This window comes from Sporomusa sp. (assembly GCF_035561255.1).
Lineage (GTDB): Bacteria > Bacillota > Negativicutes > Sporomusales > Sporomusaceae > Sporomusa.
Map to the genome: position 1 here is coordinate 1 of NZ_DATMXX010000232.1, position 12,895 is coordinate 12,895.

Genomic DNA, 12,895 nt, shown 5'->3' on the forward strand with positions numbered 1-12,895 from the left:
CACTAAAACATGTCAATAAGAGCAACGTCTGGGTAATCCTAAAAATGCCCTATCAATCACAGTATATATGAACGATAGGGCATTCGTTAGTAATAGAGTGGTTTGCTGAAATTGGCAAGACTTGACAAATATTGTAGAGCCATGTCAAAATGAACGTAAGATTTAGAATGTTATATTTAAAATATTAAGAATATTAACAGATTACGGATCAAGAGGCTGAATGATAGTGATTATGGAGGCTTTAGTCTGTGAAAGTAGAGTGTGACTGGCTCAAGTTTCGCAATCTGTGTCAGCAATATACTGATTTGGACTTGGGTGAAGTAGCAGATCTTGAGAACATGGTCCGGCAGTTGCCCATTATTGCTGAGTTGACAGGAACAGATATCTTTATTGATGCCTTATTAAAGAATGGTGTTGATTCAATAGTACTGGCATGGGCGTCACCTCCCGGGCCTTCGTTGTACAAGCAGAGTGTAGTTGGGGAGATTGCTTATGCTACGAAGGAGCCTGCCGTATTTCAGGCTTTTTCACGGGCGGGGATTGTCCGGAATGTGCGGGGCTTGAGTCAAGAGGGTGTTCCTATTAACCAGACGGTTGTACCGCTCCGCAGCAGTAACCGCAAGGTCATCGGCGTAATTATTATGGAAAAAGACATTTCGGCAGAAATACGCCATGAAGAGCAAGTCGAATTTCTTAATCAAACGGCAGAGCGTCTTAGCAGTACCTTAATGTCATTGACGTTTACCGGTTTTGCCTGGGAGGAATGGGTAGGCAACGGCATCTTTGTCCTTAACCAAAAAGGTGAAATTATTTATGCCAATAAAAATGCGGCACGGATTAGTAAGGCCTATTTCCCGGATTCACCATTAGGCGCCAACTTAATGAAGGCGTTATCCTTTGGGGCGATGCAGGAAATGCTGGACAGGCTTGCTTCGCCGATGGAATATAAGGTGGATAATTCCTATTTCCTTTTCCGGGTCCATCCACTGGTGAATTATATGGAGTTATCCGGGTGTGTCGTCTCGATTCAGGATGTCACAGAGCTGCGGCAGAAAGAACGCCAGCTGGATGTGCAAAGTGCTATCATTAGAGAAATTCATCACCGTGTAAAAAATAATCTGCAAAATGTGATATCGCTCTTAAATTTACAAAAACGCCGCATGGGATCAGAGGTTGTAAAACAGGAGTTCGAAGCCTGTGTAGCGCGAATTCTCTCCATTGCGCGGGTCCATGACGTATTTGCGCATCAAAGTTGGGATTCCCTGAGTCTTTTGGATTTGGCAGGTTACATTGCTGAAAATTTGGTGGGTAACTACACTTTGCCAGAACAGAATATCCGAATATCTGTACAGGGGCAGGAGGTAAGAATCCCCGATAGTCAGGCTGTTTCTGTCGCATTAGTTTTAAATGAGCTAGTGACAAATAGTCTGAAACATGGCATCAAAGAGGTTGTGGACGGGGAAATCAGTATTTTTATCGAAGAATCTGATGGGATGGTACATATGGTGATTGCCGACACCGAGAACAAGGGCGATGATCTTTGTATAACAAACGAGGGGCTGGGGTTGTATCTGGTTAAACTCTTGGTTTGTGAGCAAATGGGTGGTACATTCCAGATCGAACGCCGTACCGGTTCAACAATTGCGCAGGTTGCATTTCCATTATACAGAAAGGAGGACGCGTATGACTCCATTGTCAATACTGATCGCGGAAGATGAAGCTCTTACCCGGGTAGATATTAAAGTAATGCTTGAGAATGCCGGTTATGTGGTATGCGGCGAGTGCGCCAATGGGCGTGAAGCTGTCGAAATCGCAAAACATACCTCGCCGGATCTGGCTATTCTGGATATTATGATGCCGAAACTTGATGGGTTAGAAGTTGCGAAGATTTTTTACGATATGAATATTCCGGTTATTATGCTTACTGCCTATAGTCAGGCGGGGTTTATCAGCCGGGCTGAATGTGTAAATGTGTGTGGTTATCTCGTAAAACCAACCTCGGAGAATGGTCTGTTGGCGATGATTCGCATCGCATACGCCAGATGGAAAGATACCCAAAAGATTAAACAGGAATTAGCGGAGACCAAAGATCAACTGGTAAATCAGCAGACAATTGCCCATGCCCGTGTTATTTTGAAAGATAGACTGGATATATCAGAACAGGAAGCACACCGGCAATTATTGCGCCAGGCGATGCGGGAACGGTTGACGGTAGTGGAGTTGGCTAAACGAATTATTGCTCATCAGAAGGTTAAGCATAGTTCGGGACAAGCTTAGATTTAGCAATTTTTTTATATTTTTCAGCAAGATGTTGCAGGAATTAGTAAAAGCAAGGCGAATTAACAAATTTATAGATTTATAGAGTTGTTTTAGAAGGGGGCAATAGCGCCTCCGGGAACATCTCTAGAGCCATACTGGTTAGTGCAGGTTGCAAGAAGACAAGGGAATAAGTGGGTAATAGCGCCCTTTATGACTGTTAAGTAAGTTTAACAGTCATAAAGGGCTTTTTTTCATATAAATCAGACAGTAACACCCAGCCTTATTGCTATTCAAGGCGGTGGTGAACTGGATAAAGAATCAGGCGGTTAGGAGGGAAAAGAAAGCAGGAGTATGTGTTGTTTTACACAAGTGCCAATTAAAACAGTAAGGAGGCGTATATGATGAGTAATTTAGAAAAACAGGTAGCTAATAGTGCTCAGGCCAGTACCGGAGGCGAGAATTCTCAGCTTACGCGTGTTTTAAAACCAATCCATCTCTGGGCTTTGGCGGTAGGACTGGTTATTTCAGGAAATTATTTTGGCTGGAGCTATGGTTTTGGTGCAGGTGGCGTTATTGGGTTAGCCATTGCCCTGATTCCGGTTACTATTTTTTATGTAACATTTATCCTTTCTTATTCAGAGCTGGCAACGGCTATTCCCCATGCCGGCGGTCCATCAGCCTATGCCCGGCGGGCTTTAGGTAAGTTTTGGGGTTATATGAGCGGGATAAGCTGTCTCATAGAATTTGTTTTTGCGCCGCCGGCCATTGCTTTAGCGGTAGGTGGGTATATCCATAATATCATGCCTGATATCCCGGCGATGACAGCGACAATAGTAGCGTTTTTGTTATTTATCTTTATCAATTATTGGGGAATGAAGGTATCGGCTACATTTGAGCTGATTGTAACGATCGTTGCACTGATCGGTCTGGTAATTTACTGGATTCTGGCAATACCTCATTTTGAGATGTCCCGGGTAATGGCCGAGCCGCTTCTGCCGAATGGCTATGCGGGTATTATGGCGGCAGTTCCTTTTGCGATCTGGTTCTACCTGGCGATAGAAGGTGGTGCCATGGCAGCCGAGGAAATGGTCAATCCGCAGAAAGATATCTCTGTCGGCTTTTTGACAGGTATGGGAACTTTGACGGTTATGGCCTTTGCCACGCTGTTCCTTACGGCCGGTATTGCTGATGTCAAATTGATTGAGGCGGTGGACTTTCCGCTGCCATTGGCTTTAAGTACTGTTTTTGGTGAAGGATCTTTTTGGGTTATGGCCATCAATTTTATTGGCTTATTTGGCTTAATTGCCTCGCTGCATGGTATTATTGTCGGTTATTCCCGCCAAACGTACGCTATGGCCCGTACCGGTTATCTGCCGAAATTCCTGGCGTATGTTCATCCTAAACATCATACGCCGGTGTGGGCACTGATTCTGCCGGGGCTGGTAGGCCTGGGGGCCGCATTAACCGGTTTGACAAATGTTGTAATTACTATATCGGTATTTGGCTCGGTAATCATGTATATTATCAGCCTGGTCAGCTTGTTTGTACTACGCTCCAAAGAGCCTGGGATGAACCGCCCCTTTAAGGTACCAATGTTCCCGACTGTGCCGGCAATCAGCCTGGTTATTGCGGTATTTTGCGTAATCAGCCTGTTGGTGGCAAGTGTTGATAGTCTGATCTGGGTTGCGGTAGCTTACGCTGTGGCGATCATTTATTATTTCATCTGGGGCAATAAAAACATCCGGCCTTTCGAAGAGGAATTTGGTGTGCTGGATGATTTGGATAAGCAGTAAAGCAGTTAATTATTTTTAGGAAAGGGGCAATAAAACATGTCATACAAAGATGGATTAGTTGCGTTAGGCATGGTTGAAACAAAAGGGGTAGTGGGAAGTATTGAGGCTGCCGATGCCATGGTAAAAGCGGCTAACGTTCAGTTAATCGGCAAAGTAAAAGTGGGTGGAGCATTAGTAACCGTTATGGTACGTGGTGATGTCGGGGCTGTTAAGGCTGCTGTCGATGCCGGTGCTGCCGCCGCTGAACGCGTTGGCGAACTTGTCAGCTGCCATGTTATTCCCCGGCCGCACGCCGAGCTTGAAGCGATATTGCCAAGTCTGCCGGCTGAAGAAAAACCGGCTAAAACAGCAGCAAAACCTGCTGACGCCAGCAAGTGAATATGAAAAAATATGACAAAGGAAATTACTCTTACCAGTATCGGGATTGATATTGGTACAACCACTACCCAAATGGTGTTATCCCGGCTGACGCTGGTTAATGTGATGCCGGGAACCCAGGTTCCTAAAATAGAAATCACCCGCAAGAGCGTGGTGTATATGGGCGCAGTGCATTTTACGCCCTTTTTGGACCGTAACCGGGTTGATGGAGCGACTTTACGCAATATTATTGCTCAGGAGTATCAATGTGCAGGCATCCAACCCCAGGATGTTGACACTGGGGCGGTGATTATCACCGGCGAGACTGCCAAGAAAGAGAATGCCTCAGAGATTGTGCACGCCCTGGCTGAATTTGCCGGCGAGTTTGTGGTAGCGACCGCCGGTCCGGATTTAGAAAGTGTTATTGCCGGCAAGGGTTCTGGCGCTGAGGAGATTTCCCGGCGGCAGCATATTCGGGTCGCCAACCTGGATATTGGCGGGGGTACCTCCAATATCGCGTTTTTTGACCGCGGTGTATGTATTGGCACGGCCTGTATCAATGTGGGGGGACGACTATTTGAAATTGACCCATTATCACGCCGGCTGTCCTATATTAGCCCCCCGGCTCAGAAAGTGGCAAGCAGTTTAGAAAGCCAATCAGGCCGGCCACTTTTTCCCGCCTGTTCACCGGCGGAAGAGCAGGCTGCTATTCAGGCTTGCTTAGCTGAGATGGCGCAATGTGTGGATCGTGTTTTGTTTCATCAGCCAGCGGCAGCAGGTGATGGGGCGCTGGTAATGACCAATCATCTGCCGGCTGTTGCTTTAGACGGCATCATTTTTTCCGGTGGCGTTGCCCGGTATGTTTATCAACCGCAAACGGAGAACTGGTGGGTTCACGGCGATGTAGGGCCGTTACTGGCTGAGGCTTATCGTGACAGCCGGGCGTTCAAATCGCTGAAGGTTTATCAGGGCGAAGAAACCATTCATGCCACCGTACTTGGGGCAGGCGTCCACACTGTTAATGTATCGGGGTCGACTGTCATGGTTAGTAAGAATGTGTTGCCTTTGAGGAACATCCCGGCAATCTACCCTGAGCAAAGAAGTAACAGAAGTTGGACCTGGATCAATCTCGCCCGGAATTTTGATCAATCTCTGTACCGGACGTTTGCTTTTGTTGTGCCACCGCTGCCTGACACTAATTTCACCACAATCGTTGCTTTGGCGCAGCAGCTTGCCACCGAGTTAATGCAGCTGGACTGTACTCCGAAAGTAGTTGTAGCGCGGCAGGATATCGGCAAGGTCCTGGGGCAAAGCCTGCGCTGCATTCTGCCTGAGCAGGAAATAGTATGTCTGGACGGCATTGAACTAAAGCTTGGTGATTTTCTTGATATAGCAAAACCCCTGCCTTATGAAGAAGCGGTTCCGGTCATTGTAAAAACCCTGGTGTTTGCCCGCTAGAGTCTTACACCAGGCAAAGGAGGAGTGAACGCGTGAAGCTGAAAACGAGGCTTATGGGCCAAAGCTTTAGTTTTAAAAGCGTTAAAGAGGTTCTCGCAAAAGCGAATGAGATAAAGTCCGGCGATATCCTGGCAGGTATAGCTGCAGAGAATGCGGCCGAGCGGATTGCCGCTAAATATGTGCTTTCCCAACTGACGCTCGAAGATCTCCGGAACAACCCGGTGGTGCCGCTGGAATTGGACGAGGTTTCCAGAATTATTGACAATGACGTCAACGAACCGGTCTACCGGTCGGTCAAGAATTGGTCGGTGGCAGAACTTCGTCAGTTTATTTTAGCTGCCGATACTGCCCATGATGATCTGCACCGCATCAGTCGTGGCTTAACCTCAGAAATGGTGGCGGCGGTTGCTAAGGTAATGAGTAACCTTGATCTGATAGTGGGCGCACGCAAGATTAAAAATACTGCTCACTGCAATACAACCGTGGGTGTTCCCGGGTGCCTGGCCGCCCGCCTTCAGCCTAACCACCCGACAGACGGGGTTGACGGCATTCTTGCCAGTTTCCGCGAGGGCCTGGCTTATGGCGTGGGGGACGCAGTCATTGGACTGAATCCGGTTGATGACACCCTGCCGGCAGTTATCCGCAGTTTAGAAACACTGTATCAATTTGTGCAGGAGTGGGAGATTCCCACCCAAATCTGTGTATTGGCTCATATTACAACCCAGTTGCGGGCGGTACAAAAGGGTGCTCCTGTTGATCTTTTGTTCCAGTCAATTGCCGGTACTGAAGCCGGTAATAAGGCCTTTGGTATTGACAGCCGGATTTTGGATGAGGCATATGCGGCAGGACTCAAGGAAGGCCGGGCTACCGGCCCTAATATTATGTACTTCGAAACAGGACAAGGTTCCGAACTATCGGCAGAGGCGCATCATAATGCCGACCAGGTTACCCTGGAGGCGCGTTGTTACGGTTTAGCGCGTCATTATAAACCCTTTCTTGTTAATACCGTAGTCGGTTTTATCGGTCCAGAGTATTTGTATGATACCCGTCAGGTAACCCGTGCCGGGCTGGAAGATCATTTTATGGGTAAATTGACAGGACTGCCGATGGGGGTAGATGCCTGCTATACCAATCACATGAAGGCCGACCAGAATGATATTGAGAATCTGGCTGTTTTACTGACGGCAGCAGGTTGTACCTACTTTATGGGAATACCGATGGGCGATGATGTTATGTTAAATTATCAGACCACAAGTTATCACGACATTGCAGCGTTGCGTGAGGTGTATACCCTTCGGCCGTTGCCGGAATTTGAGAATTGGGCAGAACGAATGGGCATTATGAGAGACGGCAAGCTTACGCCCAGGGCCGGTGACGCAACCATCTTTACGAAATAGGAGGCAGATTTATGGGGGTGGAAAATAGTATTCGTCTGATCGTGGAACAGGTGCTGGCGGAGATGAACAAAACAGCGAAAGGTGCTGTTGCATGCAGTGGAACTTCACAGCAGCCGGTGACGTCTGAAGAGCCGGCAGCGTATAAGGACGACTATTTGGACGACTTGACCGGGATAGATTTGCAGAAATATCTTCAAGTTCCCAAGCCGGTAAATCCGGAACTATATCAAGACATGAAACTGGCAACACCGGCCCGCATTGGTGTATGGCGGACAGGCGTACGTCCTTTGACAGATACCTTGCTGCGTTTCCGGGCCGATCACGCCGTAGCGCAGGATTCTGTACTGGGGGAAGTGCCCGAAAAGTTTGCCGCACAATACAACATGGTACCGGTGGTAACAAAATGCTCCAGCAAGGATGAATACCTGACACGACCGGATTTAGGCAGGCTGCTTGATGCTGAGAATATCGAGATTTTACATCAACAATGTGCCAAAGGGGCCAGGGTACAGGTTGTAGTCGCCGATGGCTTGTCCAGCAAGGCGGTAGAAGCCAATATTCCCAATCTGCTGCCGGCTATGATTCAAGGGCTGAACAGCATGGGAATCGCGGTGGGAACAACCATCTTTGTTAAGTATTCCCGGGTGGGGATTATGGACGTAATTGGCGATGAGCTTAAACCGGAAGTCGTCATTGTTCTCATTGGGGAGCGGCCGGGTTTGGGGACGGCGGAAAGCATGAGTGCCTATATCGGCTATAATGCCCGCCGGGGAATGATTGAGAGTGAAAGAACGGTAGTAAGTAATATCCACAAAGGCGGTTTGCCGTCGGCGGAAGCCGGGGCGCATTTGGCGGATTTATTAAAAACAATTCTTGACGCCAAGGCGACAGGGGTTAACTTGAAATAACGCTGAGATAGTGTTGGAAAAGGGAGGCTATGAAATGATCGAACCGATTAAGCCGAAGGTTCTTGCTGTACGTTTTATCCCCAATGTTGCCCCCGATTATGCTGAAAAGCTGGGATTACAATCGTACCAAAAATCAATTGGCCTAATTACTGCTACGATTGATGATGCGACCTATACCGCTCTTGATGAGGCAACAAAAAAGGCCGAAGTAGAGGTTGTTTATGCAAAAAGCTTTTATGCCGGTGCAGCCCATGCCTCAGGACCCCGGTCCGGCGAAATCATCGGCGTGTTGGCCGGGCCTTCGCCGGCTGAAGTAAGTGCCGGTATGGATGCTTGTATTAGTCATTTAGAGAACGAAGCAGTCTTTTATACTTGTGATGGTGGGGCTACAGCCTGGTTTGCCCATACCATATCCAGGACCGGCAGCTATCTGTCCAAGATTGCCGATATTCCCAACGGTGAACCATTGGCGTATCTGATTGCACCGCCACTTGAGGCCATGTATGGAATTGATGCGGCCCTAAAAGCAGCTGAAGTGGAAATGAAGGTTTTTTATGGTCCGCCAACCGAGACCAACTTTGGCGGAGCGCTCCTGACAGGTACGCAAAGTGCCTGCCGGGCAGCTTGTGAAGCCTTTCAGCGGGCTGTAATTGACGTCGCAAGCAACGCACTGAAGTTCTAACTGGAGAGAGGTGGTTACAATGGAACTTGACCGGGATTTAGCATCTGTGCAGCAAGTGCGTAATCTGCTAAAGCAGGCCAAAGCAGCGCAAGATGTCCTGAAAAGTTTCTCACAGGCGCAAGTAGACGATATTATCAAAGCAATGCGGGATGCCGGCGAAGCAGAAGCCTGCCGCTTGGCGGCAATGGCCATTAGTGAAACCAGCATGGGCAAATATGAGGACAAGTGCTTCAAAAACTATTTTGCCGCAAAGCATGTGTATGATTATATTAAGGATATGAAAACAGCCGGGATCATTGATTCGCGGGAAAAGTTGTGGAAAATTGCTGAACCTGTAGGCGTAATTGCCGGGATTGTACCAACAACAAACCCGACATCTACGGTTATATACAAGGCAATGATTGCCCTCAAGTCCCGCAATGCGATCGTGTTTTCACCACATCCGACAGCAGCGCGTTGTACCGCTGAGGCAGCTGCCGTTATGAACCGTGCGGCTGTTGCCGCCGGTGCCCCTGAGGGCGTGATTAGCTGCCTGACAAATATTTCGATGGAAGCTACCCAGGAATTGATGAAAAATCCAATTACGTCAGTTATTTTAGCCACTGGCGGCAGCGCTTTAGTGAAAGCTGCATACAGCAGTGGTAAACCGGCGCTTGGGGTTGGACCTGGCAACGTTCCGGCTTTTGTTGAAAGAACAGCGGATTTGGCGAAAGCGGCAGAGTATATTATCGCCGGTAAAACGTTTGACAACGGAACAATTTGTGCATCCGAGCAGGCAATTGTAGTTGAAGAGTGTGTTGCCGGCGAGCTGATCCAGCAATTAAAACGCTATGGTGCGCATTTTCTTGAACCAGAGGAAGTCGAGAAGGTTTCCCGGGTTGTCATGCTGCCGAACAATAGCATGAATCCCCGGGTAGTCGGGAGAGACCCGCAGGTAATTGCGAAAATGGCCGGCATTAATGTACCGCAGCATGCCAAGTGCTTGGTGGCGCCGCTGAACGGGGTCGGGGCTCAATGGCCGTTGTCTTACGAAAAACTGACTACTGTATTGGGGTTCTATCAGGTAAAGGACTGGGAGGAAGGCTGCGAAAAGTGCATACAGCTGCTGGATATCGGCGGGATTGGCCACAGCCTGGCCATCCATACCACGAGCGAAGCGATAGTCCGCGAGTTTGCCCTGCGGAAGCCGATTTTCCGTGTCTTGGTAAATACCCCTTCCGCATTGGGCGGTGTTGGTGCCACCACTGAGCTTGCCCCCTCGTTTACCCTGGGTTGTGGAACCTGGGGTGGCTCCAGTGTTTCCGAGAATGTAACGCCATTACATTTAATCAATATCAAATGGGTTGCCTGGCATGTCGCTATCCCTGAACGCCCGGCCATTCAGCCTGCAGCCGGAACACCAGCAACTAGTGCTGCCGGTTCTGTCGACGCGCAAATTGTACAAGCCGTTGTCGAAGAAGTATTAAAGGCCATGAAATGCAATTTGAAATAATAAATGAGCGATTATTAAAAATCTTAAGGAGGCAAAACAAATGGCAGAAGTTCGCAGTGTAGTAGCCCTGGGAATGATCGAAACCAAAGGACTCATCCCGGCCATCGAGGCCGCCGACCAAATGCTGAAAGCCGCCAACGTTACCCTGTGCGGCAAAGAACACGTATCAGGCGGGTATGTAGCCGTCATGGTACGAGGCGACGTCGGCGCCGTCAAAGCCGCCATCGATGCCGGTGCCCTGGCTGCCGAGCGGGTTGGCGAAATCATCAGCGTCCACGTCATCCCCCGGCCGCATCCCAGCGTCGAATACGTCTTACCCGTCGGCGACAACCAGACCCACGGCAGCTAAGCCTCACCCCTTACACCAAACCAATTGAAAACACGGGAGGTGAGACCATTTGATCCTATCAGAACACGTACTTAGAGCCAACTGGCATAAAACAAAATCCACCACCATCACCATCCCCCGGGGCAGCATCATCACTCCGTCGGCCCGAGACTTCCTGCGGGCCCAGGGCATCCAGGTCCACTATCAAGGCGACCCGGTCGAAACACCGGAACCAGAAAAAAGCCCTGCAGCAGGCAGCGCCCTAGCGGCAACCCTGGCTGCCCCGGTCCCTGCCGGCAGCCCCGCCAAACCCGAACACATGACCCACCTGCGGGGCCGGGACCTCATCCCCAAAACCCATCCCGTCATCGCCTGGCGGGGCCAGCTCGACCGCTTTGACTGCGACCTCGTCGAAACCCAGACCCTCCTCGTCAAAGCCGGCGAGACAAAACTCGCCGCCCAACTCGAAGAAATCGCCCAGCGGGCCCAACAACTCATGACCGCCGAAGTCAAAAACCAGCCCCTCGAATTCGGCACCCTCCTGGGCTGGCAGGCCGACCAAATCCGCGCCATGTCTCACCAGCCTGACAAATACTTCGGCATCAGCCACACCCCCATGACCTACCAGGACGGGTGGGTCGTAGCCCGGCTCAACAGCCTGCGGTCCAAAATCCGGGAAGTCGAACTCTATGCCAACCACGCCTTTACCGACAGTGATGGAAATTGTCGCCGGCCCGATATCCTCCTGCACCTCAACCGGCTCTCCAGCCTCTTCTACATCCTCCTGTGCCAGCGGCGCAGTCGGCAGCGCGAGCCCAGACAACTTCCCATCGGCATCTCCAGCCGGCACCTCCACCTCTCCCAAGAGCACCTGGAGCAACTCTTCGGGCCCGGCTACACCCTGCACCACCACAAAGACCTGTCCCAGCCCGGACAATTTGCCGCCCGTGAAACCGTCACCCTCGCCGGCCCCAAAGGGCAGCTCGAGCGTGTACGCATCCTCGGGCCCGTCCGGCCCCAGACCCAGATCGAAGTCAGCGTCACCGACTGCTTCCAACTCGGCATCCCTCCCGCCCTGCGCGACTCCGGCCGCCTGGACGGCAGCAGCGGCGTCACCCTCAGCGGCCCGGCCGGCAGCGTCCAGCTCGATCAGGGCGTCATCGTCGCCGCCCGGCACATCCATCTCCACAGCGACCAGGCTAACGCCTGGAACCTCACCGACGGCCAGTACGTTAACGCAACCATCGCCAGCGAGCGGCCCGTCCTCCTCCAGAACGTCCTCGTCCGCGTCAGCCCCCACTTCCAGGGAGAACTCCACCTGGACACCGACGAAGCCAACGCCGCCTTCGTCAAACCAGAGACCCAGTGCATCCTGCAGGAGGTGTAGCCCATGCACGAAGACCTCGTAAAGATCATCATCAGCCAAATCCTGGCAGCCCCTGAGCTCCAGGCCCTGCTGCTGCGTCAAAGCGACACAGCGGCCGTCAAACCCGGCTGCCTCATCGTCCTCAACCACCAGGACGGCGTGCGGCAGCTGCCGGCCATCGCCGGCCGCTACCCCGGCCACCGCCTCGCCGTCTGCATCGCGGGTCCCGTCGAACTAGCAGCCACCAACATCAGCCGGGTCACCTACGAACAAGCCCGGCAGCAGACCCACTGGGCCTGCCTGCAAGTCCCCGTCTGCACCCCGGACCAACTGGCCCACATCGCCCTCGGCCTCAGCCATGACCCCACCACTACACTTGTAGCCTGGGCCATCGCCGCCGGCCTGCCTGTCGAAATCGGCCAAGCCCAGTGGGGCTTTACCGACAAAACCCCGGCCGCCTACCGGCAGCTCTTTGCCGGCTATATCCAGCAAAGCGCCGCCTTCGGCGTAACCATCGCCGATCCGTGTACCGCCGGGCACGTGGCCGGTCAAGCCGTACGCCAGACACCGCCGCTGCTGGCAGGGCAAAGCCCGGCAGCCGCTCTGCAAAGCCTGGAACCAGCCCGTCCCAGTCCGGGACTGCAGGCCCTGGCCGTACCGCAGAGCAGCCCGGCAATTCCCGTCAGCGCGGCACCGCACACCCCGGTCCAGCCGCCCGTCGCAGCCACCTATACCAAGCGGCTGCTCAGTGATAAAGAGGCCGTGCGCCTGACCGGCCAGCAGGTCGTGCACCTGAGCCAAACAACCGTCCTGACCCCCGGGGCCATCGACATCTTTAAACAACACAAAATTGAA

The 12,895-nt window shown here is 51.4% G+C and carries 12 protein-coding genes; 11 read left to right on the forward strand and 1 reads right to left on the reverse strand.

The window, feature by feature from the left end; all coding sequences use genetic code 11:
- Positions 1-248: 248 nt before the first annotated feature.
- From VN379_RS12995 to pduL, 11 genes are all read left to right on the forward strand, one after another.
- A complete protein-coding gene (locus VN379_RS12995; protein WP_325534473.1) occupies positions 249-1,718 on the forward strand; it encodes a PAS domain-containing sensor histidine kinase in 1,470 nt (489 codons plus the stop codon).
- Positions 1,684-2,277 carry an ANTAR domain-containing response regulator gene (locus tag VN379_RS13000; protein WP_325534475.1) on the forward strand — a complete coding sequence of 198 codons (594 nt, stop codon included), beginning with the start codon at positions 1,684-1,686 and terminating at the stop codon, positions 2,275-2,277. Before VN379_RS12995 ends, VN379_RS13000 begins: the two co-directional genes overlap by 35 nt.
- 380 nt (positions 2,278-2,657) lie before the next feature.
- Positions 2,658-4,052, forward strand: coding sequence for an ethanolamine permease (eat, locus tag VN379_RS13005; protein ID WP_325534477.1), 1,395 nt, complete (start codon positions 2,658-2,660; stop codon positions 4,050-4,052).
- Positions 4,053-4,088: 36 nt separating this feature from the next.
- A complete protein-coding gene (locus VN379_RS13010) occupies positions 4,089-4,430 on the forward strand; it encodes a BMC domain-containing protein (protein WP_325534479.1) in 342 nt (113 codons plus the stop codon).
- A gap of 12 nt (positions 4,431-4,442) precedes the next feature.
- Positions 4,443-5,867 (forward strand): ethanolamine ammonia-lyase reactivating factor EutA, encoded by a 1,425-nt coding sequence (locus tag VN379_RS13015; RefSeq protein WP_325534481.1) that lies wholly within the window; start codon positions 4,443-4,445, stop codon positions 5,865-5,867.
- 32 nt (positions 5,868-5,899) lie between these two features.
- On the forward strand, positions 5,900-7,264 hold the full coding sequence (locus VN379_RS13020) for an ethanolamine ammonia-lyase subunit EutB (protein ID WP_325534483.1): 1,365 nt from the start codon (positions 5,900-5,902) through the stop codon (positions 7,262-7,264).
- Positions 7,265-7,275: 11 nt separating this feature from the next.
- Positions 7,276-8,172, forward strand: coding sequence for an ethanolamine ammonia-lyase subunit EutC (eutC, locus tag VN379_RS13025; protein ID WP_325534485.1), 897 nt, complete (start codon positions 7,276-7,278; stop codon positions 8,170-8,172).
- A gap of 34 nt (positions 8,173-8,206) precedes the next feature.
- Entirely contained in the window at positions 8,207-8,854 is a 648-nt protein-coding gene (gene eutL, locus VN379_RS13030; RefSeq protein ID WP_325534487.1) for an ethanolamine utilization microcompartment protein EutL, read from the forward strand.
- 19 nt (positions 8,855-8,873) lie between these two features.
- Positions 8,874-10,346, forward strand: coding sequence for an acetaldehyde dehydrogenase (acetylating) (locus VN379_RS13035; RefSeq protein ID WP_325534489.1), 1,473 nt, complete (start codon positions 8,874-8,876; stop codon positions 10,344-10,346).
- Positions 10,347-10,386: 40 nt separating this feature from the next.
- Positions 10,387-10,695, forward strand: coding sequence for a BMC domain-containing protein (locus VN379_RS13040; protein ID WP_325534491.1), 309 nt, complete (start codon positions 10,387-10,389; stop codon positions 10,693-10,695).
- Between the two features lie 49 nt (positions 10,696-10,744).
- Positions 10,745-12,061: a phosphate propanoyltransferase gene (gene pduL / locus VN379_RS13045; protein WP_325534493.1), complete on the forward strand. Its 1,317-nt coding sequence runs from the start codon at positions 10,745-10,747 to the stop codon at positions 12,059-12,061.
- Positions 12,062-12,274: 213 nt separating this feature from the next.
- Here the strand turns inward: pduL and VN379_RS13050 are convergent, their stop codons facing one another.
- Positions 12,275-12,886 (reverse strand): hypothetical protein, encoded by a 612-nt coding sequence (locus VN379_RS13050; RefSeq protein ID WP_325534495.1) that lies wholly within the window; start codon positions 12,884-12,886, stop codon positions 12,275-12,277.
- Between the last annotated feature and the right edge of the window lie 9 nt (positions 12,887-12,895).